The 24014-nt window shown below is 57.7% G+C and carries 23 protein-coding genes; 10 read left to right on the top strand and 13 right to left on the bottom strand.

What is annotated here, in order from left to right:
- Positions 1-3: 3 nt before the first annotated feature.
- The 9 genes from ABIE13_RS06560 to ABIE13_RS06600 form a co-directional block, all read right to left on the bottom strand.
- A complete protein-coding gene (locus tag ABIE13_RS06560; RefSeq protein WP_354442202.1) occupies positions 4-780 on the bottom strand; it encodes an SDR family NAD(P)-dependent oxidoreductase in 777 nt (258 codons plus the stop codon).
- Positions 781-821: 41 nt separating this feature from the next.
- Positions 822-2054 carry a CaiB/BaiF CoA transferase family protein gene (locus ABIE13_RS06565; RefSeq protein ID WP_354442204.1) on the bottom strand — a complete coding sequence of 411 codons (1233 nt, stop codon included), beginning with the start codon at positions 2052-2054 and terminating at the stop codon, positions 822-824.
- Between the two features lie 9 nt (positions 2055-2063).
- Entirely contained in the window at positions 2064-2456 is a 393-nt protein-coding gene (locus ABIE13_RS06570) for a Zn-ribbon domain-containing OB-fold protein (protein WP_354442206.1), read from the bottom strand.
- Positions 2453-3622, bottom strand: a complete 1170-nt coding sequence (locus tag ABIE13_RS06575; RefSeq protein ID WP_354442208.1) for a thiolase domain-containing protein — start codon at positions 3620-3622, stop codon at positions 2453-2455. Before ABIE13_RS06575 ends, ABIE13_RS06570 begins: the two co-directional genes overlap by 4 nt.
- 376 nt (positions 3623-3998) lie before the next feature.
- Positions 3999-4970: a Bug family tripartite tricarboxylate transporter substrate binding protein gene (locus ABIE13_RS06580; RefSeq protein WP_354442211.1), complete on the bottom strand. Its 972-nt coding sequence runs from the start codon at positions 4968-4970 to the stop codon at positions 3999-4001.
- A gap of 144 nt (positions 4971-5114) precedes the next feature.
- A complete protein-coding gene (locus ABIE13_RS06585; RefSeq protein WP_354442213.1) occupies positions 5115-6269 on the bottom strand; it encodes a CaiB/BaiF CoA transferase family protein in 1155 nt (384 codons plus the stop codon).
- On the bottom strand, positions 6266-7123 hold the full coding sequence (locus ABIE13_RS06590) for an HpcH/HpaI aldolase/citrate lyase family protein (RefSeq protein WP_354442215.1): 858 nt from the start codon (positions 7121-7123) through the stop codon (positions 6266-6268). Before ABIE13_RS06590 ends, ABIE13_RS06585 begins: the two co-directional genes overlap by 4 nt.
- Positions 7120-7584 carry a MaoC family dehydratase gene (locus tag ABIE13_RS06595; protein ID WP_354442217.1) on the bottom strand — a complete coding sequence of 155 codons (465 nt, stop codon included), beginning with the start codon at positions 7582-7584 and terminating at the stop codon, positions 7120-7122. The genes ABIE13_RS06590 and ABIE13_RS06595 overlap by 4 nt, the downstream gene beginning before the upstream one ends.
- A 3-nt stretch (positions 7585-7587) precedes the next feature.
- Positions 7588-8334, bottom strand: coding sequence for an IclR family transcriptional regulator (locus ABIE13_RS06600; protein WP_354442219.1), 747 nt, complete (start codon positions 8332-8334; stop codon positions 7588-7590).
- Between the two features lie 517 nt (positions 8335-8851).
- Here ABIE13_RS06600 and ABIE13_RS06605 point away from each other — a divergent pair.
- Both ABIE13_RS06605 and ABIE13_RS06610 read left to right on the top strand, forming a co-directional pair.
- Positions 8852-9283: a cupin domain-containing protein gene (locus tag ABIE13_RS06605; RefSeq protein WP_354442221.1), complete on the top strand. Its 432-nt coding sequence runs from the start codon at positions 8852-8854 to the stop codon at positions 9281-9283.
- Positions 9284-9468: 185 nt separating this feature from the next.
- Positions 9469-9795, top strand: a complete 327-nt coding sequence (locus ABIE13_RS06610; RefSeq protein WP_354442223.1) for a hypothetical protein — start codon at positions 9469-9471, stop codon at positions 9793-9795.
- Between the two features lie 93 nt (positions 9796-9888).
- On the opposite strand, the gene ABIE13_RS06615 is transcribed toward ABIE13_RS06610, so the two are convergent.
- Positions 9889-10491 carry an MOSC domain-containing protein gene (locus tag ABIE13_RS06615; protein ID WP_354442225.1) on the bottom strand — a complete coding sequence of 201 codons (603 nt, stop codon included), beginning with the start codon at positions 10489-10491 and terminating at the stop codon, positions 9889-9891.
- A gap of 516 nt (positions 10492-11007) precedes the next feature.
- Between ABIE13_RS06615 and ABIE13_RS06620 the strand changes: the two genes are divergently transcribed.
- From ABIE13_RS06620 to ABIE13_RS06640, 5 genes are all read left to right on the top strand, one after another.
- Positions 11008-11457, top strand: a complete 450-nt coding sequence (locus ABIE13_RS06620; protein WP_354442227.1) for a tripartite tricarboxylate transporter TctB family protein — start codon at positions 11008-11010, stop codon at positions 11455-11457.
- 3 nt (positions 11458-11460) lie between these two features.
- Positions 11461-12969, top strand: a complete 1509-nt coding sequence (locus tag ABIE13_RS06625; protein ID WP_354442229.1) for a tripartite tricarboxylate transporter permease — start codon at positions 11461-11463, stop codon at positions 12967-12969.
- A gap of 56 nt (positions 12970-13025) precedes the next feature.
- Positions 13026-13718, top strand: a complete 693-nt coding sequence (locus ABIE13_RS06630; RefSeq protein ID WP_354442231.1) for a response regulator transcription factor — start codon at positions 13026-13028, stop codon at positions 13716-13718.
- Positions 13719-13777: 59 nt separating this feature from the next.
- Positions 13778-15124 carry a sensor histidine kinase gene (locus ABIE13_RS06635; protein ID WP_354442233.1) on the top strand — a complete coding sequence of 449 codons (1347 nt, stop codon included), beginning with the start codon at positions 13778-13780 and terminating at the stop codon, positions 15122-15124.
- Positions 15125-15333: 209 nt separating this feature from the next.
- Positions 15334-16299 carry an EamA family transporter gene (locus ABIE13_RS06640; protein ID WP_354442235.1) on the top strand — a complete coding sequence of 322 codons (966 nt, stop codon included), beginning with the start codon at positions 15334-15336 and terminating at the stop codon, positions 16297-16299.
- 69 nt (positions 16300-16368) lie between these two features.
- Here the strand turns inward: ABIE13_RS06640 and ABIE13_RS06645 are convergent, their stop codons facing one another.
- Together ABIE13_RS06645 and ABIE13_RS06650 are read right to left on the bottom strand one after the other, a co-directional pair.
- Positions 16369-17595: a serine hydrolase domain-containing protein gene (locus ABIE13_RS06645; RefSeq protein ID WP_354442237.1), complete on the bottom strand. Its 1227-nt coding sequence runs from the start codon at positions 17593-17595 to the stop codon at positions 16369-16371.
- 66 nt (positions 17596-17661) lie between these two features.
- Positions 17662-18651, bottom strand: coding sequence for a Bug family tripartite tricarboxylate transporter substrate binding protein (locus ABIE13_RS06650; protein ID WP_354442239.1), 990 nt, complete (start codon positions 18649-18651; stop codon positions 17662-17664).
- A gap of 536 nt (positions 18652-19187) precedes the next feature.
- Here ABIE13_RS06650 and ABIE13_RS06655 point away from each other — a divergent pair.
- Together ABIE13_RS06655 and ABIE13_RS06660 are read left to right on the top strand one after the other, a co-directional pair.
- The gene (locus ABIE13_RS06655) at positions 19188-19685 is read left to right on the top strand and encodes a hypothetical protein (protein WP_354442241.1); all 498 of its coding nucleotides are present in this window, start codon (positions 19188-19190) and stop codon (positions 19683-19685) included.
- A 187-nt stretch (positions 19686-19872) separates the two neighbouring features.
- Positions 19873-21816 (top strand): trypsin-like peptidase domain-containing protein, encoded by a 1944-nt coding sequence (locus tag ABIE13_RS06660; RefSeq protein WP_354442243.1) that lies wholly within the window; start codon positions 19873-19875, stop codon positions 21814-21816.
- Between the two features lie 54 nt (positions 21817-21870).
- On the opposite strand, the gene ABIE13_RS06665 is transcribed toward ABIE13_RS06660, so the two are convergent.
- Complete coding sequence (locus ABIE13_RS06665) at positions 21871-23082, bottom strand: acyl-CoA dehydrogenase family protein (RefSeq protein WP_354442244.1); 1212 nt, start codon at positions 23080-23082, stop codon at positions 21871-21873.
- Between the two features lie 26 nt (positions 23083-23108).
- Between ABIE13_RS06665 and ABIE13_RS06670 the strand changes: the two genes are divergently transcribed.
- Positions 23109-24011, top strand: a complete 903-nt coding sequence (locus ABIE13_RS06670) for a LysR family transcriptional regulator (protein ID WP_354442246.1) — start codon at positions 23109-23111, stop codon at positions 24009-24011.
- Positions 24012-24014: the final 3 nt, after the last annotated feature.

The following is a 24014-nucleotide window of genomic DNA, read 5'->3' on the forward strand; positions in this document are numbered from 1 at the left end:
ACTTCACACGCCAATGGTGTAGCCACCGTTGACCGAGAGATGCTGGCCAGTGATGTAGCTCGCCCCCGGTGAAAGCAGGAAGCACACAGGCGGGGCGACTTCATCCGGCGCGGTGAAACGGCCCATGGGCACCTGAGCCAGCACGCGTTCGCGGAACTTGTCAGAACGGACGGTCTCAGTCATTTCCGTTTCCACCACACCAAAGCAGATGGAATTCACACGCACACTCTGGGCCGCCCATTCGCGCGCGGCGCTCATAGTGATGCCAAGAACTCCTGCCTTGGCCGCACCATAATTCACCTGTCCGATCGTGCCGCGACGGCCGGCATCGGAAGAGATGTTCACTATCGACGCCGGGCTGGTGTCACCAGCGCGCCGACGTTCCACCATATGCCGGCCCACCGCTTGCAGGCATTGGAAGACGCCGGTCAAGTTCACGTCGATGACCTGCTGCCAAGTGTCGGTCGACATCGACGTAATCATGGCCGCACGCACAATGCCGGCGTTGTTCACTAAACCATGAATGGCGCCATCCGCCTCTAGAACCGAATGAACCATTTCATTCACGAAAGCGGCATCCGCCACGGAGCCGACACAGGCGCGCGCCTTGTCAGCACCCAGATCTTCAGCCAGGTTCTGCAGCTTCTCGGTTTGCACGTCAACCAGGGTCACCTTGGCGCCGAGTGCGACCGACAAGCGGGCGATCGCTTCACCGATGCCCTGTGCGGCGCCAGTGACAATAATGTTTTTTCCTTCCAGCGTGAGCGGATTGGAAGTCATTCGATTTTTCCTTTCGTGATGGATTCAAGATCGTGCAGTCGTCAGACAGCGGGCACCTGAGGCTCCTGGCTGACATGAAGTTCCAGGAGACGGTCAATCTCCGGAGAGGAGTAGCCCGCTTCCAGCAGGATCTCCCTACTGTGCTCACCCAGTCGCGGCGCCAACCGGCGCACGGAAGAAGGCGAACGGCTAAAACGAATCGGCGGATCACTGACGCGAACCCGCCCCTCGGTGGGGTGCTCCATCAGATGCCAGAAGCCCGAAGCGTCCAGTTGCGGGTCTTGCAGCAATTGCTCCTTCGATCTGACCGTCATCGCCGGCACGTTGGCCGCGTCCAGTTCTGTCTGCCACTGGGCCGTGGTCTTGGTGGCCACGATCTCGGCGAGCAACGCATATACCCACGACGAATGCTGCACGCGGGCGTCCAGTGTCGCCATACGCGGATCTCCCATCAGTTCCTGACGGCCGGCCAGGCGAAGAATGTCTCGCCAGTTGTCGTCCGTATAGGGAAGAACTGCAAGATAGCCGTCCTGAGTCGCATAGGGGCGACGTTCGGGAGTCAGTATTCGGGCATAACCCATCTCGCCTATTGGTGGATCGAACGCCGCTCCGTAGAGATGCTCGATCATGACGTAGTCGACCATGCTTTCGAACATCGGCACTTCGATGGCCTGCCCTTCGCCGGTGCGCTCACGGTGTAGCAGCGCCGCAAGCACTGAAGACACCACGTTGTAGGCTGTCGTCTTGTCAGCCACCACAGTCGGGAGATAGCGCGGATGACCTGCGGTCATTCCCTGAAGGTCTGCCAACCCGCAAGCGGCCTGGATCACATCGTCATACGCGGGCTTATCGGCCAGCGGCCCCTCTTTTCGAAAGCCATAGGTAACGCAGTGAATCAGCTTCGGAAACCGTTCGGTGATGATGCTCGGTTCCAATCCGAGCTTTGCGGCCACCTTCGGCCGCATGTTGCACAAGAACACGTCGGCTGTCGTCAGCAAGCGAAACAGCGCCTCCATGCCTTCTGACGCAGACAGATTCAATACGACGCTGCGCTTGTTCCTGTTGAGGGTCAGATGAAGCGCTGCCATTCCTGGGTTCCGGCGAGGTCCCAGTTGCCGGGTGAGGTCTCCTTGAGGCGTCTCGATCTTGATGACGTCTGCCCCCATGTCTCCCAGCATCTGCCCAGCCCACGGGCCGAGGACGACGGTGGTCAAATCGATGACACGCATGCCGTCCAACGGCCCCTTTTTTACAGAGGAACTTGATTCATTCATGGCAGCATCTCACCCAGGTTGAAAGACTGCCAGGCGCTGGCCACCTTCAGTCCGCACGAAGTCAAGGCGTACACGCGCGCCCACTCGGATCTCATCGAAGGGAACGCCCACCAGATTGGTCATGATGGTCACACCTTCATCCAGCGTGACGTAGGCAATGGCGTAGGGAACGGTCTCTCGGCGCGCGATCGAATAGGAGTAGATGCATCCCTGCCCGGCCGAGCTGTACCACTCGGTGTCACCGGATCCGCAGTACGGACATATCGAACGAGGGTAGTAGTGCGTCCGGTTGCAAGAGCGGCAGCGCTTCAGCAGGAAAACACCTTGTTCCAGGGCTTGCCAGAACGGGCGTGATTCGTCATCGACGACCGGATCTGGATATCGGCGTTCAGTAGAACTCATGCATTGTTCCCCCCCAGAATCAAGGTCGCACTGCCCATCCGGGTGCCAATGGTTCCTCCAGTCCCATGAGCCAGCGCCAGCATGCAATCAGGCACTTGCACCGCCGGATGCGCTTCGCCCCTCAACTGGCGCACAGCTTCGATCACCTTGGTCATCCCACCGCGGTTGCCAGGATGGTTGTTGCAAAGCCCGCCGCCATCGGTATTGAACGGAAGGCGGCCCACGCCCGAAATCAAGTTACCCTCGGAGACGAACTGCCCGCCTTTGCCTTTCTCGCAAAACCCGAGATCCTCCAGTGTGATCAGCACCGTGACAGTGAAGCTGTCATAGATCGACACATAGTCAATATCTGCCGGTGCAAGCCCCGCTTCGGAGAACGCGTCACGACCGGACTGGACCGCCCCTGTCTGGGTCAAGTCGAAACTCCCGCCGTTCAGATGCTTGATGGTCTGCCCTTGGCCGAGCACTTTCACACATCGATTTCCCAGCGTTCGTGCAATTTCGGGGCTTACCACCACCAACGCGCCCCCTCCATCGCTGACGACACAGCAATCGAGACGATGCAAGGGATCCGCCACCATTGGAGATTCAAGGACATCGCGCACGGTTACAGTGTTTCGCAACATTGCGAGCGGGTTGTGCTGTGCGTGCTGCGAGGCGGCCACTTTCACCCACGCCAGTTGCTCAGGCGTGGTACCAAATTCGTGCATGTGCCGCGTGGCAGCCATGGCGTAGAGGCTCACGACCGTGGGGCCGTAAGGCATCTCGAACCCCACATCAGGAGATGCTCCGTAACTCCGGGCACCCACGCTAGACAAGCCGTCCGCACGCGGGCGACCCGCCAAGGTAATGAGCGCTACCGAGCACCGCCCAGCCGCGATCGCATCCATGGCGTGCGCGACATGCACCAGGTACGAGGAGCCACCGGTCTCGGTGCTATCGATATGACTCAGATTAAGGCCGAGGTACTCCGCCATGGATAAGCCGCCCAGCCCCGGTGCGTCGCCTGCGCAGAAGTAGCCGTCTATATCGGCTTTTTCCAACCCCGCGTCCCGCAGAGCACCCATGGCGACCTCGACGTGCAATTGTGCAAGGGTCTTTCCGGTCGCCAGACGGGTGGGATGTTCGTAAGCTCCCGCGATGAATGCCTTGGCCTTCCTAGACATGGTAGCGACTCTCCCCTGCCACGCCTTGCTCAATGTGAGAAGGCCCATCAGCTTCATAGGCGCAGGGGAACACCGACAGCAGCCATCCCAGTGGCTTTATCTTCTCGTTCGTATATACGTATCTCATACGTATAACAGTACTACTGGCAAATCAGCTTGTCAATATCTGAGGCGCCGCTTCTTGCAAAAAAGACGACGGAATAACTGAACGGGATTGAAAACGACGAAGCGAACGCAAGCCAGCGGCATCAAGCAGAGCGGCTGGCTTGCATTCGAGTCAATTAGGCTCGCGGCTGTATTGAAGTACCGATGCGCCTGAAAAATACTGATGATCCAGCCCAAGAAGAACACCACATCCCAGGCTGGCGCCGCGTCCTCATTCCGGTTGAAGAGCGGCCTCGCGTACATGCGCCGCCCAGCGGGATCTTTCTTTCTCCACAAACTCACGGAACGGCTCAGCCTCCTGCGGCCAGGCTTCCATGCCCAGTGTTCGCATCCTTTCCTGTACAGCCGGTTTTTCCATGCTGAGCTTTAACTGCCGACTCCACCATCCGACAACTTCCGGCGGCAACTTGCCGGGTCCATCGATTCCGAGCCAGCCGCTGAGTACCAACGGAGGAAGCCCCGCCTCGGTCATAGTGGGCACGTCCGGCAGCAGGCCCGATCGCCGCTCCGCCATGACGGCCACTGCATTCAAGCTACCCTGCCGCACAAAAGGTAGAACGGCGCCGATATCGGAGCTGACGAAATCAATCTGCTGGCCGATTAGATCGGTCACGGCGGCGGGCTGTCCCTTATACGGAATCGCCCTCACTTGAACGCCTGTCACCTTGCTGAAAGCCACGGAGCTGACTTGCCCCGTTCCTGAGCCGAAGCCGAAAGTTAACGCGTCGGGGCGAGCACGGGCCGCATCGACCAACGCCCGCGCGGTACCATAGGGACCAGTAGCGCGAGTGACCACCACAATATCGAATCGGGCAACACGGCCGATGTGGGTCAGCGAATGCACTGGGTCCATTTTTTCCAGCGCCTTGGACAAACTCGGACCCGAAGAATGTGTCGCGCTAGAGCTGGGCATGAGCGTATATCCGTCTGGCGCAGAGCGAATCACATTCTCCATACCCAACGCGCCGAGTGCGCCAGGCTTGTTCTCGACCACTATCGATGTGCCGGTGCGTGCACGAATGTCGTCCAGAACCACCCGTGACACGGTATCGATGCTGCTCCCTGGCGGAAAGCCAATGACGAATCGAATGGGCTTTTCCGGATACGTTTGCGCTGCCGCAAAGGAAGCCCAAGCGGAGGCCGCAAAGATAGATAAGACGCCCAAAAACTGTTTTGTATTCATGATGTCTCCTGGGAATTGTGATGAATCGCTAGAGCATTTTTGAATCGTATGCTGACGAAAAACGAACGTCATTCCCGGACGGTCGGCCCTGCGCGCAGGCGGGAATGACGGCGAGAGCAGACGCCATCACTTGAGTCAAGCGCTCTAATACTTGGTCTCAGACGATGGCAATAGCTCCTTGGAGTGCTCCCCCAATCCTGGTGCATGGCGTCTAACACTTGCCGGTGTCGCGGAAAAATGGATCGGCAGGCCAGGTTGGAGCAAGCGTCCTTCGCTAGGGTGATCACTCTCTTGCCAAAAACCGATCGCCTGCAGATGCGGATCGGTCAACAGGTCATCGAAGGAGTTCACGCGGGCAAACGGAATGTCTGCATCCTCCAGCAACCTCAACCATTCAATGACCGTCTTGCCTTCCACTACGCGCTCCACGTAGGCATACAGCTCGGGGAAGTGACGACTCCTGGCCGCCTGCGTCGAATACCGCTCGTCTTGCCCCAGATGCGCTTCCCCGACCAACTCAAAGAAGCGCCTCCATTGACCGTCCGTGTAGGGGACGACGCAAAGGTAGCCATCCTTCGCTCGGAATGGCCGACGGAATTCACTCAGAAGCCGTGAATACCCAGCCTGTCCCTGCGGCGGCACGAACGTCAACCCTGCCAGATGCTCGACCGCCATGAACGACACCATGCACTCGAACATCGGGACCTCAATGGCTTGTCCGAGGCCGCTCTTCTCTCGTGCATAGAGCGCGGCCCCGATGGCACTGGTGACATACAGGCCCACTGCCTTGTCGGCAACCACCGATTTGACATAGGCGGGTGCTTGCTCCCCTGCCCCACCTTGTATCCAGGCCAGGCCGCTGGCGGCCTGAATGGTGTCGTCGATGGCTGGCCGCCCCGCGTAGGGACCACGTTCAGAATAGCCGTAGCAGCAGCAATGAATCAGGCGCGGATAGCGTGCGAGAAGAGTAGTCGGATCGAGACCAATACGACGCAGGGCCGGCGCTCGCATATTTGACATGAAGACATCACATTCTGTGATCAGCGTTTCAAGCTGCTCGCGATCACTGCTTTGCTTCATATCCAGCTGCACGCTGCGCTTGTTCCGATTCAGATTCAGATAAGCGTGGCTCATACCGAAATGTCGTTGAGGCTGGACATGACGAAATATGTCGCCTTCCATCGGTTCAATCTTGATCACTTCGGCGCCAAAGTCCCCCAGCAACTGGGATGCCATGGGCCCCATCCCGACAGTCGTCATATCCAGGATACGCACGCCTGCGAACGCGCCGGCCGTCATGAGGCACCTCCGAGAATTCGGCGTGCCAACCTCAGGTGAGGTTGATCGAGCATCTTGCCATCGAGCTGAAGCGCGCCTTGTGCCGGACTGCCCTCAAAGCCAGCAACCACACGTGCCGCCCAGTCCTGCTGTTTCGCCGAGGCAACAAAGCCTGCATGGATAGGCTTCAACTGGGCAGGATGTATGGCCAATTTGCCGGTGAAGCCATCACGGAACGCCAAACGCGATTCCTGCAGTATGCGTTCGTCATCACGCAGAGCGACGCAGACCGTATCGATCGCATGAACACCAGCTGAGGCCGCGCCAAACAGGCACAGTGAACGAGCCAGCCGGAAGGGCTCCGTGTAACCCGCATCGTCGGCGTTCTCCAGCGATCCCACGTCGGCCCCTAAATCCTCCGCGCCCCAGGTAATACCCCACAGGCGCGGCGTGGCGCCTGCAAACTCGCCAAGCCGAAACATGGAGGCGGCCGTCTCCGTAACGATAGCCAGAATGCGCGTACTCCCCCGTTCGATGTTGGCCGCAGCCTCGAACGCATCCAGATAGTGGACAACGGGTTGCAGTGAATCGCGACCGCAGCACTTCGGCAATACGATGCCAAATGGCCGCGTCTTGACAATGGCCGCCAGATCTTCCAGCAGCAGCCCCGAAGACTCCGGATTCACTCGAACCCAGAGAGGTTGCTCGGGGCGGGCTTGTGCGACCCAATCAGCAACCTGCGCACGCGCAGCCCCCTTCTCTGCGGGTCTTACGGAGTCTTCCAGGTCAAGAATCAGCGCACTGGCCTTGCTAGCCAAGGCCTTGCCGAACTTTCCGGCGTCCGTTCCCGGAACAAAGAGCAGCGATGAACTCATGTCTTGTCGCCTTCAAGCTTGCGGTGCATAAGCGCTGTGCGTTGGCATACGCACACGATCACGTTGTCCTGATTGAGCCCGACATGCTCAAACTCAACGATGCCCGCGTTGGGCCGTGAGCGACTCTCACGCTTGGACTTGATTTCCGTACGCACATGAATAGTGTCTCCGACGAAAACCGGCGCCGGAAACCGCGTCTCGCCCAGCCCAAGGTTAGCAACTGTGGTGCGCAACGTGGTGTCGTTGACCGAGATGCCAACGATCAAGCCCAGGGTAAAGAAGCTGTTGACTATGGGGCGGCCAAATTCGGTTTTCGCCGCAAAGTGCACGTCAATGTGCAAAGGCTGCACGTTCATGGTGAGCGAACTAAACAACGTGTTATCCATGTCCGTGACCGTGCGCGTCCAATCGTGCTCGACCACGTGACCTACGCGGAACTCCTCGAAATACAAACCTGCCATGCTTCATTTCTCCTTACGTTGTTGATGATCTCCAGCTTCCTCGGCTGCGCGCTTGAGCGCCTCTCCCAGCGAATTGATACGGTCTTTGGCGCGACTTGCTGGCGCTCCAGCCACGAACGCGAGCGCCGTACCATCCAGAAGAAAGGGCGCCGCGATCGAAACGGTTTCCAGCTGGTGTTCACCCAGGTTGAGATGCCAGCCCCGCTTGCGCCCCTCCTGGACTACGGCAACCAAGGCTTCTGGGGTAGAGAGCGTGGTCGGCGTGAGCGGTGCAAGTTCTATCGACCGCGCAAATTGAAGCACTTCGTCATCCGAGAGCGTTGCTAGCAAAGCTCTGCCCGACGCAGACGCATACACCGGCTTACGTTGCCCGACGAAAGCAGAAAATCGCAGCACATGCGAGGCCTCCAGTACATCTAGATAGACCACTTTGCGTTGCGAGAGCTGCGCCAGCATCACTGTTTCATCGAGCTGTGAGCTCAGGTGCTGTAGGAATTGGCGGCAACGCGGAGCCAGACGGTCGTGACGCGTCACTATCTCCGCTTCACGCGCCCATCGCCCAGTCAAGTAGTAGCGGCCTTCTGCCTGATAGGCATAGCCTTCAACCACAAGCGTCTCAAGCAACGCCAGGCAACTCGATTTCGGCAAATCCAAGGCCGCTGCCACCCTGGCCAGGGACGCCGGCTCCTTCTCCTCTGAAAAGAATCTCAATATGTCCAGCACGCGCCGTGCACTTTTTACATCACTCATAGCTATCGTTCATACATGTGAACGTTCATTCACAAACAAGAATTTATTGTGCATGAATAAGCGTGGCGAATCAAATACTGATTCAAAAAAGCGCTGCGAAAGCCGACCCACGAATCATGCAGAGGCACCGCCGAACCGACGCCAGGTCAAGCCGAAGCAATCGCTTATGCGCTGGGGTTCAGCATCTGGGCTACCTGATCGCCCATTGCAAGGTAAAGGGGGGCGGGTAAACGCGCTGGCGTATCGCCAAGTCGTCCATTTAGCATCACCTTGGCGGGTGCGCTCGCTCAGAAGGTGTGAATGAATCCGGCGTGTCCGAAAGGGCCGTCAAAAGCCGCCCGATCAAGGCGCAAAGCGCAGGCATAGCTCGGGCTATGGCGAGCATTTGTTACGCAGAGCGGGTGGGTTTTGGCGGTCAAGGCGGGCATGAGGGATTCGTTCACACCTTCTCAGGCTGAACACACAGACAACGGCTTCCATGCCCCAACTTCAACATCGCTCACGAGGACTTTCACTTATGCAGATTTCCAGCGTATTGGCACTAACAACAGCTGCCGTTTTCTCCCTGGTGACTGCCACTGCAGCGCAGGCCGAGGTGTACTCCAAAGAAACGCTGATCAAAGTGGACAAGAAGGAGGCCGGCGGCGGCAAGGGCACGCTGTCCGGTGAATACGCGTTCACGCGCGACCAGCCCACCAAGGACCAGGCCATCAAGGAAATCAGCTGGCTCACGTTGCTGCCCGGGGACTCGATTGGCTACCATAAACACACCAGCAACGAAGACACTTACATCATCGTGTCTGGCACCGGCATGTTCCGCGACAAGGACGGTAAGGACTACCCCGTCAAAGCCGGTGATGTGACCATCGTGCGCAAAAATGAGTCACACGGTCTGGTTAACACGGGCACGGTGCCACTGGTTTTCATAGATGTGATTGCCGAGCAGTAAGCGCTATCCTTTTTGAAGCGCTAGCCTGCGATGTCACTGGCGCTCATTGCAAATTTCTTGAGCAGTCTGGCGCCGACAGTCAACCCAGCGCCATAGGCCTCAGTTAACGCGATATCCAGGCCCGCCCTACCTCGCGGCTTTTAGCGCGCGGGCCGCCTACCCTCTTTACTCGCCGCGCACACCCCATGGCCCGCAGAAAACACCACCATGTCTATGTGGTTGAACTTTCCAAAGACGTGCTTTACGAGCCGCGTTTTCTCAAGAACAACCCGGGCTATGTGGAGGGCAAACCCTGTGTGTACGTGGGCATGACGGGCCTGAATCCAGATCTGCGTTTTGACAAACACAAGTCGGGCATACAGGCGAACCGGTTCGTGCAGCAGTACGGTCTGCGCCTGCTGCCTGACCTGTATGAAGGCTTCAACCCCATGAGTTACGAGGAAGCCGTCGACCGGGAAATCGAGATCGGTATCGACCTTCGCTCGGCGGGGTTTGGGGTCTGGCAGGCTTGAGCGAGATGGCGTTGCGGACCAAGTGAGCCCCAGGGACTTTAAAGGGATGTTGCAGGGAGGCGAATTCTGTTTAGGACCGCCGACCGATCTGACTCAACCAAAGTCGTGTGACACATCGAAGAAATCCGCGCCATTCCATCGCGGGCCGGGCAGCGAACTGGCAGCGCTGACGATCCGGCTGGAGACTTCAGTCGGTAAGCTGGACAATATTTTGGGAAAAGCCCGGCAGTAAGCCGTCACCACGCCCGCCATCTCGGCGAGCTGGCGGTAGTGGATGTACTGGCCGGGAGGTACTGCACTTGCAACGCCCCGCACCCGCACTTGCCAGTCATCACTCATGGCAGGCAGGTAGGCGCGCGACAGCAGGACTTCGTCCTTGACGCCGAAAGCCCCGCCACGCAGCACGCGAGCCTGAATGCCTCGGTTGCGCCCAATGAGCTTGACTGTGCCGGGGCGGCGGCGTTCCAGCAGGTAGCAGGGCTCACAATGGAAGGTCAGCCACAACAGCACCTCAGAGCCAAGACGAAGGATGTCGCCTGAGTGAAGTTCTGCGGTTGAGAAGTCGATGCGTACGTTCTCACGTAAGGCGGCCTCAGGCAGCCCGAACTGCTCGTAACCAGCGTTTCCAGCGATCAGCAGTTGCCGGGGCGAGTGCACGCTAGCGTGCCGGTCCCCAACGATGCCATAGCGGGTCATCGTTTCGACTCTCAGCTGACGTATTGGCTCAGGCTCCTTCACGACCCGGCTGTACGCAGCTTGCACTGACCCAATAGGCTGCCAAAAGGGCTCCCCTCGGGCGGGCCTGCCTGGTCTGCAGATAGGCGGCGGCAGAAGAGGGCCTTCAGTCATATGGGGTCTTGAAGTCGCGGGTCACATTGGGGCTTGTCACTGAGGCGCGCAGCAGACATTCTGACAGTAACGGCGTCGAGCGCCTTGTCCAGCGGTTTGAGGCAACGCTGCCGAAGATCGAAGTCCCCCAATGCCCTCACTTTCCACTCAAGATTATTTCTTGTTAATTATCCATCCAGCTCCAGCTAAAACATTAAATCAGTTTAATGCTGGCAGCTTGATATCGCATTTTCATTCCATTCATTAAATACCGTTAATCAATAAAGTTAACCCTCTGTCACCTACCAGCCGACTAGTGAAATTACGTACGTGGTCACAAAATTCTTATAAGAAGATACAACGATCTACGAAACGGAGACCTTCATGCTGGACAGAGACTTCAGAGATATTTTGGCAGGCATATTTATTGCTTTTGTGGGCATTTTATTTGCCCTGATTGGAATGGACTATAACTTTGGGTCTGCAAGCCAAATGGGGCCTGGCTATATGCCCGTCGTGCTGGGTTGGGTGCTCTTTTTCATGGGTATTTTGATTTTCCTTCCAGCGTGTTTCAGGAAGGGGGAACGCATTACAGTTCATTGGGATAGCCTGGCGGCATCACTGGCCTCCTTAGTGGTATTTGCATTCTTACTCAACATGCTCGGTGTATTTTTCAGCACCATGATATCGGTGTTGATTGCCAGCATACCTAAGCCCATGAGCATCTTTACTCGCTTTGCATTGTCGATTGCAATCGCAGTGATTACATGCGTTATTTTTATCGTCGGTCTCGACATGACGGTAGCCACGTTTCCAAAATTCCAAGTATTTTAAAAAATGGAACTATTAAACAATCTGTTGTTGGGATTTCAGGTTGCTTCGGACCCGACCATCCTCTGGTACTGCTTTTTTGGTGTATTTCTAGGTACTGCGGTCGGAGTTCTACCTGGCATAGGAGCCCTCGCCGCGATATCTTTGCTGCTACCCATGACGTATCACATGTCGCCCACGGCGGCTATCGTGATGCTCGCCGGCGTTTACTACGGCGCCCAATACGGAGGATCGACGGCCTCCATCTTGATGAACTTGCCCGGAGGGCCGGCGTCCGCGGTAACCTGTCTGGACGGGTACCCGATGACCAAAAACGGAAAAGCAGGCGTGGCCCTGTTCATCACCACGATTGCGTCTCTCGCGGGGGCCATGTCAGGTCTGATCCTGCTGGTGCTGTTCTCTCCGGCCATTGCCGAGGTGGGACTGAAGTTTGGTCCCTACGAGATGTTCGCCATGATGGTGATGGGGCTTGTAGCCGCTTCGTCAATGGGTACGGGCTCACCCATCAAGGGGCTGGCCATGGTAGTGATGGGTGTTTTGATGGGCATGGTGGGCACAGACGTGAATTCGGGCGTGGCCCGCTACAGCTTCGATGTCCCTGAACTGACGGACGGCATTAACCTAGTGGCTCTGGCCATGGGCCTGTTCGGTGTATCAGAAGTCATACGCAACATTCGCGCACAGGAATCGCACAGAGTGGGCAAAGTCACCTTGCGCTCCATGATTCCGACCAAGCAAGAAATGAGGCTCTCCTATCCAGCCATGGCGCGTGGTTCAGCCCTGGGATCAGCGCTGGGCGCACTGCCGGGTGTAGGACCCTCGATTGCATCTTTCATGTCGTACGCCATCGAAAAGCGTGTGGCCAAAGACCCTGGCCAATTCGGCAAAGGCGCGGTGCAAGGCATTTCGGCGCCAGAGTCTGCCAACAATGCAGCAGCTCAGACGGCCTTTGTGCCTTCTCTGTCGCTCGGTATACCAGGCGACGCCGTCATGGCCATCATGCTGGGCGCTTTGATCATCCACGGCATTACGCCCGGGCCCATGTTCATTAATGAGCAGCCCGAAATGTTCTGGGGCCTGGTGGTCAGCTTCGCCATCGGCAACATCATGCTGGTGCTGCTGAATATTCCGACGATTGGGATCTGGGTGTCGTTGCTGCGCATTCCATTTACATGGCTGTACCCTGCGATCCTCGTCTTTGTGGCCTTGGGCGTCTACAGCGTGAACAACAACGTTTTCGATGTCTACATGGTGGCGGGTCTAGGCGCTCTGGGATATCTCTTCGTGCTGCTGCGCTTTGAAGCCGCCCCGCTGCTCTTGGGCTACATCCTGGGGCCGATGGTGGAAGAGAATTTGCGCAGAGCCCTGCTGCTCTCACGCGGCGATGCCATGGTGTTCTTCCAGCGCCCCATCAGCGCCACGCTGTTGTATTTGACGATGGCCATGCTGGCCTGGGCACTGTTCTCGTACGTGCGCCGGTCAATACGTAAAACACACACTCAGCTCGCGATATGAGTTGTTAAGATAGACCCCATGGTTATTGACATCATGGGGTTTTCTTATTTAATTGAATGAAAAATATTCTATTGGTTGAGGACGACCTTGCTATTGCTGAATATATATTCAGCAACCTATGCAATAAGACCTACAAAATTACCCATGCCACTGACGCCAATGCCGGCTTGCACATGGCTCTTTCGCGCAGCTGGGATTGCATTATTCTGGATCGAATGCTGCCCATGGAGGTCGACGGAATAGACATTCTGAAGGCGCTCCGAGCCCTGGCTAATGCAACGCCCGTCATCATAGTGAGCGCCCTGGGCCAGACCGATCAACGCATACTTTGTCTGAAGGCTGGCGCGGACGACTATCTACCAAAGCCATTTTTCATAGGTGAATTAGAAGCGCGGCTGGAAGCCTTAATCCGCCGCATAGGGCAAGCGCCGTCGCCCAGTGATCATGTTTTGCAATTGGGGGATTTGCGGGTAGATCTGCTTTCGCATTCAGTGCATCGGGCGGGTGAAAAGATTCTGTTAAATCCTCGCGAATTCAAACTATTGGGCTACTTGCTCAAGCACGCGGGGCAGGCCGTGACCCGGGCCATGGTATTGGAAAATGTGTGGGAATATGACTTCCAACCCGAAACCAATATCATCGATGTGCATATCAGCCATTTGCGCCAAAAGATCGACAACAAAAATAGCCCTTCCTTGATTCGTACCATCAGGGGTGTGGGGTATCGCATTGATGCCCCCACGGCTTGAGCGGCCTCGCCAAAATGCCCTGGTTTGGCTCCCTGACATGGCAATCAAGTTCATTTCGCATGGCGCTTTGCTTCAGCGCCGTGGTGGTCAGCATCCTCGCGGGCACCTTGTCTGTGTATTACGTGGAGATTGTGGGCACGGTCAGCCAGCGGCTTGACGACTACGCCTTGCGCAGCGGCAAGTGGCTGTTGAATGTGTACAACCAGCGGGGCGAAAAAGGGCTGACGGATGAAATTCAGCGCCTGGTCAGTGACGGCATAGACAGTCAGGATGAAATCATCATCTACCAAAGCCGTCAAGGCAGCGTTTGGGCCGGTAATGCGGTAGCGGACCTCACGCACCTCCAGCCCACTACGGATTTGCAGGACTTGCCATTCGAGCAGGAAAGCCGACGCTTCATTGGCCGGGTGCAAATTCATGACCTGGGGCAAGACCGATTCTTGATTGCAGGTGGAGACGCACAGGCACTCGTCGAAATCCGGCACCACTACATGAAGGCCACGGGATTCGCCATAGGTCTGGCGGTGGTGTTGTCCTTGCTCGGGGCTCTGGCTTTTCGCAGGCTCATGGATAAGCGCGCGAGCGACATACGCAGGGCCATACGGCACGCGGGCCAGGGTAACTTGCGTTTTCGAATCCCCATGAATCGAAAGAGCGACGAGTTCACCCTGCTCGAGGAAGACATCAATCAGATGCTGGAGCAGCTGGAGCAATTGGTGCATGGCATTCGCCATGTGTCTCACATGGTGGCTCACAATCTGCGCACCCCCCTGAACCGCACCTTGCATCACGTCCATGCGGCCATGCATTCGGCCGAGGCTCTCAGGCCCGCCCTCCTGGAGAAAGCGCAGACAGAGCTTGATCAGCTACAGCGCCTGTTCACCAAGATGTTGCTGTTGGCGGAAGTGGAAGCTGGGGTGGGTCAGCAAGATTTCTTGCGGCTGGATCTGAAGGAAGTCTTGCAGGAGGTTCTGGAGTATTACGAGCCGCTGTTCAAGGACAGGGAGGTCAGCCTGCACCTGAACGCCAAGCCCGGGTGCCATGTGCGAGGTGACACCCACATGCTCGCCAACGCCCTTTCAAACCTGTTCGACAATTTCCTGAAATATGGCGTGAGTGATTCGAGCGAGTCACAGCAACGCCTCGACATCCGCCTGGACGTGCAAGCCGACGTGGTGCAACTGAGCTTGCGCGATTTCGGCAACGGTGTTTCAGAGGGTATGCTGCACCGCTTGGCTGAGCACTTTGTGCGCGATCCGCAGCATCAACAACTGCCCGGGCATGGCCTGGGACTGGCCAGTGTCAAAGCGATCGTTCGGCTCCATCATGGGGAAATTCGCTGGCAGCATGGCAACCCCGGCCTTGAAACCCGGATCAGATTGCCGTGGGCACCACCCGTGACATGAATTCCCCCGCTCATACTACGGAACCGACTTATACCGTCTGATGACGATGGACAACAGCCAAGCAGGTGAGGCATCCAGTGCACGACCAGTTTTCATAACCAAGGAAAATCAAAATTGCGGATTCGATTATTGCCGGTCAGGACTGCACGCTTGCACCCCTTCGGCCAGAGTGTGCTGTGCCATTGGTACGAACTTCGGGGCGAAGTGCTGTGAGCTCGGCATCTCCGACTCAGAGCCCGTTGCAGGGCCGTGATCTGACCGCGGCGTTGGGTGTTGTGATCATCTGGGGCCTCAATTTTGTGGCTATGAAGCTGTCGCTGAGAGACTTCACGCCGTTCCAGCTCGGCGCGATACGCTATGTGTTTGCGGCGCTGCCGCTGGTGTTTCTCGTCAAGCGGCCACAGTTACCCTGGCGCTGGCTGCTGTATTACGGATTGGCGCAGGGGGTGGGCCAGTTCGGCCTCCTGTTCGTCGCACTGCAGGCGGGCATGACTGCCGCGATGGCTTCAGTGGTGATGCAGACGCAGTTGTTCTTCACCACGCTGCTTGGCGTCGTGTTGCTGCACGAACGCATCTCAGGTCCATTGCGCGTCGGCCTCGCGTTGGCAGCCGTCGGCCTGGCTTGCTTCGCGCTGAACTTTTCAACCGGTGGAACGGCTTCTGGAGGCACCACGCTGCTCGGCTTGCTGCTTAACCTAAGCGCCGCGGCAATGTGGGGGACTGCCAACGTGATCACGCGCAAAGCACAGCAAGCGCATCCTGACTATGACGCTCTAGGTTTCGTAGTGTGGAGCAGCATCGTACCTATCATGCCGTTCGTTGCGCTAAGCCTCCTCTTCGATCCGCCGGCTCTGCGCTGGCAGTGGCTGCACGCCAGCCCGGGCGCCTGGCTCGGCGCGGCCTACCTCGGTTGGATAGCGACGATTCTCGCGTATGCCATGTGGACCGGCCTGTTCAAGCGCCACCCAGCCAACCGCGTCGCGCCTTTCAGCTTGGGAGTACCGGTTGTAGGGTTGGCCGCTGGCATGGGCTTGCTGGGTGAACGCATCACAACTTGGCAATGGGCCGGAATTGCGTTTGTGCTGGTAGCCCTGATCGTGGTGATGTTCGGTGGATCGCTTGCACGTCGCGCCCGAAACCACGCAACCGGAACGGACGGTGCGCGACGTCCGTGACATCCGCGCGCGATGCTGTCCCGTCAGTTCATCACCGGCGCGCAAGCACCTCGGCTGCTGTCAGCGTCATCAAGCGGCGAAGTGTGCCGCAAGGGCATGTTGCAGCAGCACGGTAGGGCCATCAAAGGGATGCGGCGGTGGCGCTCCGCCGGCCGAGCTGAACTGCGCCACCACCAGTTCGGCGCGCGGTGACACGTAGATTCGCTGGCCATACCGCCCTGATGCAGTGTAGCCCTGCATGTCATCGTGCATGTTGAAGAAACAGTTGCGATAAGACCCCGTAGGCATGAGCGCATGGCGCGGCGAGGCGGCAAACAAGGCACGGTCGCCGCCACGCCGCGTATCCGCTACAAAAGCTTCGGGCACGATCTGCCGACCATTCCAATAGCCATTGTGGCGCAGCATTTCGCCGAACCGCGCCATGTCGCGCAATGTTGTCGCCAGACCGCCCGCTGTGAATTCGGCACCCAGCCGATCCACAGTGATGAAGGCATCGCGCTGAGCGCCCAAGGGAGCGAAGATGTACTCTGAATACAGGTCGGCGATGGCGCGCCCGGTGGCCCGGCGCACCACCCAGGCCAGGGCCTCCACGGTGCCGTTGTCGTAGTAGAACTGCCGTCCGTGCTGGCCAGCGGGCGGCTTGCGCAGCACGAACTCGTAGAAATCGGCCGCGGAATCGGGCTGCAGAGGCAAAAGACCCAGGATCTCGTAGACGCCCCCGTCCTGCTGGCCCATGCTGGTATCACGTCCAGCAATCAAAGAACGTTGGATGCCCGCCTGCATGTCCAGCAACTGCTGCAAGCTTGCGTCCCCCATGGCAGTCCCACGCAACTCGGGCACGTAATACTGCGCCTCGGCCCCGAAATCCAGCACTTTCTGCCCCTGCAAGATCCCGCACAACACGGCCATGAAAGACTTGCTGACCGAAGCGGTACCGTGCAAGGTGCGGGGCAACATGTTGTGGAAGTAGCGCTCGTAGACGATGCGGCCCCGGTGCAGCACCAAAAAGGCATCCACCTCCAGGCTCGCAAGCACCTGCTGCAGCGGAGCCGACGTGCCATCCAACCCCGGCACCGGCAGCGCATCAAGTTCCTGCGGAACCTCGGGCAGCGGGCTTGTCGGGCCGTCGCCGCGCCAGATCTGCACACTGGGCACTTGCATGGAGCGGTTCATCAAGCTCCAGCGCAGGAAAGCAGGCTCATGCCAGTTTTGCGCAGAGATGCGGGCTTCGGGTGCGGGCGGGAAGCCCTGCATGACGGCTGCGGCATAAGCAGCGGAAGAAGCATCAGCATTCATTTCGGTTATCTCCGTATCATTTTTTTCCGGGCGCCGCGTTCGTGGGACGACCAGGCTGCCTTGGTGTCAGTCCGCGTACACGCCTGTCTTCTGCACAATCGCTGCCCAGGCCTCGGTATCGGACTTCACCTGCCGCGCCATGACGGCGGGACTCATGGCGCGCCAAGATGACCATAAGTCCTCCCGCTTTTTCGCCCACTCCGGTGTCCCGTTGAGTTGGTTGATCGACTGCGCGAGTCTGTCGACGATGCTCTGCGCGGTTCCGGCTTTGAAGAAATACCCTGTCCAACCCATGCGCTCATAACCCGCGTGGCCCAATTCCTTGAAAGTAGGCACGTCAGGCAGGAACTTGCTGCGTTCATCGCCTGTAACAGCCAATACCCGCAAGCTGTTCTTCGTCAATAGCGGGCGCAATGTGAAGGTGTCGTACATGCCGTACTGCACATCGCCTGCCAGCATGGCAAGCAAGCCGGGATTGCCGCCCTTGAAGGGAATATGCGTGGCCTGAAAGCCCATGTCATCCGCCAGCTGAAATCCGTACAGGTGCGATGGTGAGCCGTTGCCCACCGAGCTGTAGTTCAGTTGACCACTCTGCCGACGCGCATACTGCAGCCATTCCTTCAGTGTCTTCTCAGGGCGCGAAGCGGGTATGGCCAGCCCGATCGGAGACAGACCTTGAATGGCCACGGGCACCAGGTCATTCTGGGGGCTGTAGGGTAGCTTCCGGTTGAAACTTGGCAGGATGGTCATCGATGCATTGCCCAGCAGCACACTGTTACCGTCTGCCGGTGCGTTAAGGACTGACTGGTGGGCAAGCACCCCACCCGCACCGGGTTTGTTGTCGGGAACCAGCGTCGCACCTCCCAACAAAGGCGCCAAACCCAGCATGAAATCCCGCATGCGCAGGTCCACCGGATCACCGGCCCCGGACTGCGAGACGAAACGCACTATGCGGTTGGGCCAGACCGGTGCCTGCCCAAACCCCGGCAACACGGGACAAAACACGGAGGCGGCCGCAGACTGCATAAGCAGTCGACGACGAAGTGAGAGAGCCATGGTCCGGAATCCTTTCAACGTGGAAACGTGCAGTGGCAACTTGACGGTCGCCGAGCCATGCATGCTATTGGATGCCTATCGGTCGTCACACTCAATAATCGAATAAGAAGTTCTGATAACTGTGCGTTATGGCGTGAGGATGGCTCGGTCCACGCGCATCGCCGATAGATACGCGGCACACGATCGCCTTGCGATCTGGAGCATCCATGGAACCGGGACGACTTCGCTGTTACTCATCATGGATGAATTCACTTACAAGTCGTTCCCTCTTGCCCCCGCGGCAACCGCGCGGTTCCAATATTCGTTTCAGGATACTCACCAATCAGCTTGACTCAGGCTACTGTGAAACCGCAGGGGCTGCACGTGTTGTCAGAACCCTGGCCTGGTCTATTCAGGCCCTGGTACTTGGAACGATTCTGGGGTGCGGTGGTGATAGAGATTCCCACGAGCCGGTGGCCTCTTCCGCCCCCCTATCTACTACGGAGTTGGTAGCGGTAGTCTCCGAAGACTCCCGCCCGCAACAATTACGTGAAGTCATGCGGCCTAAAGCTGCCGTCGTTGACTCAACCGTCGTGCGACTGGATACCTTTCAGTACGTACAAGAGCCTTCTTCGAACTGGGGCCCCATGAAGATCGGGACCGTTCGGGAGGTCGAGGCGACCGCGCAGCCTGACGATTTTTTTGCCAGGCTGAAGTGGCGGGTGGCAGTTGACGGAAAGCAGACCGCAAGCATCAGTTTTGAGTCACCTCCTGCGCGAGGTATTCGCCTTGGGCTACAGATTGGCCTCTTGCCTATGGACAGCGTGTTTCGCGTATTCGGCTCGGAAGATGAAGAGGCAGTGGAAATTGACAGTTCCGTCATAGCGCAGATCGTCCAGCTCAACCTCAATGCCGCGGTTCCAGACCAGGTAGCGCGTCTGTATTGGTTGCCGATCCTCAAAGGAGCTCGTGTCACGCTGGAAATAGACCTGCCTGCGCAGACCCCGCGTTCGGCAATGGTTCTGTCTGTTCCGCAGCTGTCTCATCTTTGGTAAAGCTTGGGCTAGGGGCGGTGTGTATCACGCGAGCCCAACTGAGTCCGCGTCCCGTGATCAAACGCACGGCATTAAGTTGAGTGTCCTCAATTCTTCCGATTTACAAAATGCTACAGCGTGTTATAAAACCTTCTAGAGGACGGCTAAGTAACAAGACCGCGAGGAAGCTATGCAACAAGGGCATTTCATGACTGGGAAGGCAACATCAAAATTGGAGCATGGCTCACGCTTGGTGCGTAACGCCGGTTTCCTTTTCCTTGCCCTCATGGTGGGATCGATTCTTGGATGCGGCGGAGACGGCGAGGGTCAGGAATTCGTTGGCGCACTCAAGGAGTCTGCCAACCTCACAAAAACCGCAACTGCAGATGCGCGGTTAGAGCAGATCCGTGAAGTGATGCGGCCTAAGTCCGCTGTGGTCGATTCGCCAGTCGTGCTCCTTGGTCCATTTGAAAAAACGGAATCCACATCCAAGAAAGAAGGTGCCTTGCAGATCGGCTCCGTTCGGAATGTAGAGGCCACGCTACAAGCCCAGGACTTCCATTCCAGGCTGAGCTGGCACGTCGGCATTGACGGCAAACAGACTGCGAGTATCAGTTTTGAATCGCCCGCTGCGCATGGCTTGCGGCTTGGCCTGCAGATACACATGCTGCCGATGCGCAGTGTGTTGCGCGTATCCGGCTCGCAACAAGATCTCGCGGTGGAGTTAGATAGCTCCGTACTCGCGCAAACCGTCCAGAACAACCTCAATGCCGGCCTGCCGGAAACGCAAGCGCGCCTATATTGGCTTCCCACCACGAGAGGAGCGCGTACTACGCTTGAAATAGAGCTTCCTGCGGACATCCCGCGTTCCGCTTTGGTGCTGTCCGCTCCGCAGCTTGTTCATTTATGGATCCTGCCCGAGAACGCGGACGAGGAACTCGACATCACAAAGGCCACCGCTGCGAGCTGCCATCGAGATGCCACCTGCAGTCCAGCTTTTGACACTACCGCCAGATCGGTCGCTCGCATGATCTACGTGGAAAATGATGATGCCTACAGTTGCACCGGCACCCTCATGGCAGATTGGAACGACACGGGAACCCCCTACTTTCTAACCGCTCAGCATTGCATTTCAACCCAGGCTGTCGCATCGACCTTGGAGACGGCCTGGTTCTACAAGTCAAGTTCTTGCGATTCAACTTCGGTCGACTCGAACGTGCGTTATGTGCGGGGTGGCGCAACGCTTCTTTACGCCAGCGCTGCAACAGACACTTCCTTCTTGCGTCTGAATTCGTCACCGCCCGCTGGGGTGGTTTTCGCGGGCTGGGACTCCAACACTCCCCGGCCCCCAACCTCTGTGACCGGAATACACCACCCCAGAGGCGACCTCCAGAAGATCTCCACAGGAATATTGAACAACTTCCTCAGTTGCAATCGGGTCGAACTAAGCGTGTTGTGCACTGCGTCTACAGCGTCAGCGGGAAAATTCATGCAAGTGCGCTGGAGCGCCGGAGCTACCGAGGGCGGCAGCAGCGGGAGCCCGCTGTTTTCCGAGAACAATGGCAATCGGTATGTCATTGGTCAATTGAGTTCGGGAAGCGTGAACACCTGCGGCGCAATCCGAAACAGCCAATACGGGCGCTTTGACCTTGCCTATCAAGCTGCCCTGAAACAATGGCTTGGACCTAGCACTACGCCACCTAGCGGAAACCTCACCTCAGTATTTCGATTTTTCAATCCCAGGACAGGTGCCCATTTCTACACGAACAGCGTTTTGGAACGCGACTTCGTAATTTCCAACTACCCTGTATTCAACTATGAGGGCCCGAAATTCAAGGCCGCCGCTCAAGCTGGTCCAGGCCTTGCACCTGTCTATCGATTCTTCAATATCAAAACGGGCGCACACTTCTACTCAATCAGCGCGGCAGAACGTGATTTTGTTCTGGACACCTACCCTCAGTTTCAATACGAAGGGCCCACCTGGTATGCGCAGCCCCAGGCTGGCAATAACGCTGATCAGATGTATAGATTCTTTCACCTGAAGAATGGTGTTCATTTCTATACGCTCATCAAAGCGGAAGCTGACTTCGTACGCGCCACCTACCCTGATTGGCAATATGAGGGCGGTGTGTACTTCGCCTGGCCCAACTAAGCCGGCGTTCGTCGTCACGCTCAGCCTTGTTGATTGAAGGCCTTATTTCTGCTTTCAGGCTTGGCCACCTTCCATCGCCAATATCCCTTTGGCGATGGTATTGCGTTGGATCTCACTGGTACCCGTGACGATACGGTACATGCGCAATCGACGGAAGATGAACTCCACAGGGTGGTCTTGCGTTACGCCGACGTTGCCATGTATCTGGACAGCTTTGTCGGCCACCTCAAAACAGCGCTCCGACACGAAGAGCTTGCACATGGACGCTTCGGTACGAATGTCGTGACCTTGATCCACCTTGCGCGCGGTCGCCAGGATCATGTGCTCGCAAGCGTACAGGCTGGTGGCCATATCCGCCAACATATGCTGAATGGCCTGAAACCGGCTGATGGACCCGCCAAACTGCTTGCGTTGCTGTGCGTAGTCTAATGAAAGCGCATAGGTCTGGCGCGCCAGCCCCAGCATGGTGGGGCAATGCAACAGGCGGTTGGTGTTGATGCGGTTCATGGCGATATGAAAGCCTTGGCCCTCTTGGCCGATGACGTTTTGAACCGGCACACGCACGTTTTCAAAGATGATGTCAGCATCCACAAACTGGCCGCTCATGGGCACACAATCGTAGTCAAGACGAACGCCGGGGGCGTCCAGATCCACGAAAATGGCGGAAATGCCTTTGGCGCCTGCTGCTGGGTCTGTCACGCACATCAGGATGGCCGCATCCGCAAATGTCGAGGCGGTGATGAAGTGTTTCCTGCCGTTGATGACGTAGTGATCGCCGTCGCGTACCGCCCGGGTCTGAATGCTGGCAGCGTCAGAACCGGATTGGGGCTCCGTCATGGCAAAGCAGATGCCCTTTTCGCCGTTGACCACTGGTTCCAGGTATTCAGCTCTCTGGTGAGGGGTCAGGTATTTCACCAAGGAGCCGATGCGGGAGGGGCCGCCCCAGTCTCCCAGTACGTGGGGGAACAAGATGGCGCCGGATGCTGCGGCGTCGTCTTTGAGCAGGCAGTGCTGCTCTATGCTCAGGCCGCGCCCACCCAGCGAGACAGGGAGTTGAACACCGTAGAAGCCCAATTCGCGACAACGTTGCCAGATCGAGCGGATGAGACTGCGATCGAATCGGTCCTTGAAACCCAGCCCCAGTCGTTTTTCGAGCGGAACCAGCTCGGATTTAAGATAGTCGTTCAATCGGGCACGAAGTGATTCAAACGGCTCACTGGCATTCGTGGCTGAAATGTCTTGGTGGGTCGATACAGAGGCGTTCATGATGTTTACTCGGTTCGGGAGTGGCGATGAGAATTGATGACTTGCGCTACTTTGTGGCGGTGGCTGAACATGGGCATGTAGGCCGTGCGGCGCAGCGCCTGGGCGTGACGCAACCCGCGCTGACCAAAGGCGTGCAGCGCCTGGAGGCCAGCCTGGGGTTGCAGCTGTTTGAACGCACTTCCAAAGGCATGACATTGACCACGGTGGGCGAAGTCTTCTTTGAACGCGCCAAGCATGTGTGTATGGACCTTGATGAGGCGGTACAGCAAGCCGAAGATTTGCACCTGGGCGCCATTGGCACCATCCGCGTCGGCGTGTCCCCACCATTTGCTGATAGCCTGGTGACGGAGGCTTTTGTGCAGTTGCTCAAGCAAAGACCTGGCGCCAAGGCGCGCGTGACCATCGGTTTGAATGACACCTTGTTAAGCTCCTTGAGGCTGGGTGATCTGGACATCACGGTGAACGCTGTAGATGACGTTGAGCCTGACGACCTGCACTATCAAGTTCTGTTTGACGATGAACTGCGGGTGGTTTTGCGCGAGCATCACCCGCTGCTGACCAAGCAGAACTTGAAGCTTGCGGACCTGGCCGCGCAGCAGTGGGCACTTCCGGGGCCTCAGGTCATGGCTCGGCGCAGGATAGAAACGCGCTTTGCCGACATGGGGTTGCCCCCGCCTGATGTGGTGTTTCAAACCGACACCTCGATGACGCTGGCACCTTCCATCTTGCGGCGCACCGACTTGCTTGGCTTGATAAGCAAACAATCATTGCGCTCCAGCGCAAGCCGTGGCCTGGTGGCACTGGACTTGAGTGATGCCTGCTGGTCACGCCGTATTGGCGTGATAACCCGCAAGGGCGCCTATCTCTCGCCGCTGGTGCAGCGCTACATTGAAGTACTGAGCGGGCGGGCCCAAGAGTTGCTGGCATAGCCG

The organism is Ottowia thiooxydans (assembly GCF_040548795.1).
GTDB lineage: Bacteria > Pseudomonadota > Gammaproteobacteria > Burkholderiales > Burkholderiaceae_C > Ottowia > Ottowia thiooxydans_A.

Bases quoted from the DNA above. Each gene is read 5' to 3' on its own strand.
- ABIE13_RS06625 (WP_354442229.1), top strand. From the start codon at position 11,461: ATGGAACTATTAAACAATCTGTTGTTGGGATTTCAGGTTGCTTCGGAC.
- ABIE13_RS06605 (WP_354442221.1), top strand. From the start codon at position 8,852: ATGCAGATTTCCAGCGTATTGGCACTAACAACAGCTGCCGTTTTCTCC.
- ABIE13_RS06655 (WP_354442241.1), top strand. From the start codon at position 19,188: ATGCGGCCTAAAGCTGCCGTCGTTGACTCAACCGTCGTGCGACTGGAT.
- ABIE13_RS06565 (WP_354442204.1), bottom strand. From the start codon at position 2,054: ATGAATGAATCAAGTTCCTCTGTAAAAAAGGGGCCGTTGGACGGCATG.
- ABIE13_RS06590 (WP_354442215.1), bottom strand. From the start codon at position 7,123: ATGAGTTCATCGCTGCTCTTTGTTCCGGGAACGGACGCCGGAAAGTTC.
- ABIE13_RS06575 (WP_354442208.1), bottom strand. From the start codon at position 3,622: ATGTCTAGGAAGGCCAAGGCATTCATCGCGGGAGCTTACGAACATCCC.
- ABIE13_RS06670 (WP_354442246.1), top strand. From the start codon at position 23,109: ATGAGAATTGATGACTTGCGCTACTTTGTGGCGGTGGCTGAACATGGG.
- ABIE13_RS06600 (WP_354442219.1), bottom strand. From the start codon at position 8,334: ATGAGTGATGTAAAAAGTGCACGGCGCGTGCTGGACATATTGAGATTC.
- ABIE13_RS06630 (WP_354442231.1), top strand. From the start codon at position 13,026: ATGAAAAATATTCTATTGGTTGAGGACGACCTTGCTATTGCTGAATAT.
- ABIE13_RS06585 (WP_354442213.1), bottom strand. From the start codon at position 6,269: ATGACGGCCGGCGCGTTCGCAGGCGTGCGTATCCTGGATATGACGACT.
- ABIE13_RS06620 (WP_354442227.1), top strand. From the start codon at position 11,008: ATGCTGGACAGAGACTTCAGAGATATTTTGGCAGGCATATTTATTGCT.
- ABIE13_RS06595 (WP_354442217.1), bottom strand. From the start codon at position 7,584: ATGGCAGGTTTGTATTTCGAGGAGTTCCGCGTAGGTCACGTGGTCGAG.
- ABIE13_RS06635 (WP_354442233.1), top strand. From the start codon at position 13,778: ATGGCGCTTTGCTTCAGCGCCGTGGTGGTCAGCATCCTCGCGGGCACC.
- ABIE13_RS06665 (WP_354442244.1), bottom strand. From the start codon at position 23,082: ATGAACGCCTCTGTATCGACCCACCAAGACATTTCAGCCACGAATGCC.
- ABIE13_RS06580 (WP_354442211.1), bottom strand. From the start codon at position 4,970: ATGAATACAAAACAGTTTTTGGGCGTCTTATCTATCTTTGCGGCCTCC.
- ABIE13_RS06610 (WP_354442223.1), top strand. From the start codon at position 9,469: ATGGCCCGCAGAAAACACCACCATGTCTATGTGGTTGAACTTTCCAAA.
- ABIE13_RS06645 (WP_354442237.1), bottom strand. From the start codon at position 17,595: ATGAATGCTGATGCTTCTTCCGCTGCTTATGCCGCAGCCGTCATGCAG.
- ABIE13_RS06660 (WP_354442243.1), top strand. From the start codon at position 19,873: ATGACTGGGAAGGCAACATCAAAATTGGAGCATGGCTCACGCTTGGTG.
- ABIE13_RS06570 (WP_354442206.1), bottom strand. From the start codon at position 2,456: ATGAGTTCTACTGAACGCCGATATCCAGATCCGGTCGTCGATGACGAA.
- ABIE13_RS06650 (WP_354442239.1), bottom strand. From the start codon at position 18,651: ATGGCTCTCTCACTTCGTCGTCGACTGCTTATGCAGTCTGCGGCCGCC.
- ABIE13_RS06615 (WP_354442225.1), bottom strand. From the start codon at position 10,491: ATGACCCGCTATGGCATCGTTGGGGACCGGCACGCTAGCGTGCACTCG.
- ABIE13_RS06560 (WP_354442202.1), bottom strand. From the start codon at position 780: ATGACTTCCAATCCGCTCACGCTGGAAGGAAAAAACATTATTGTCACT.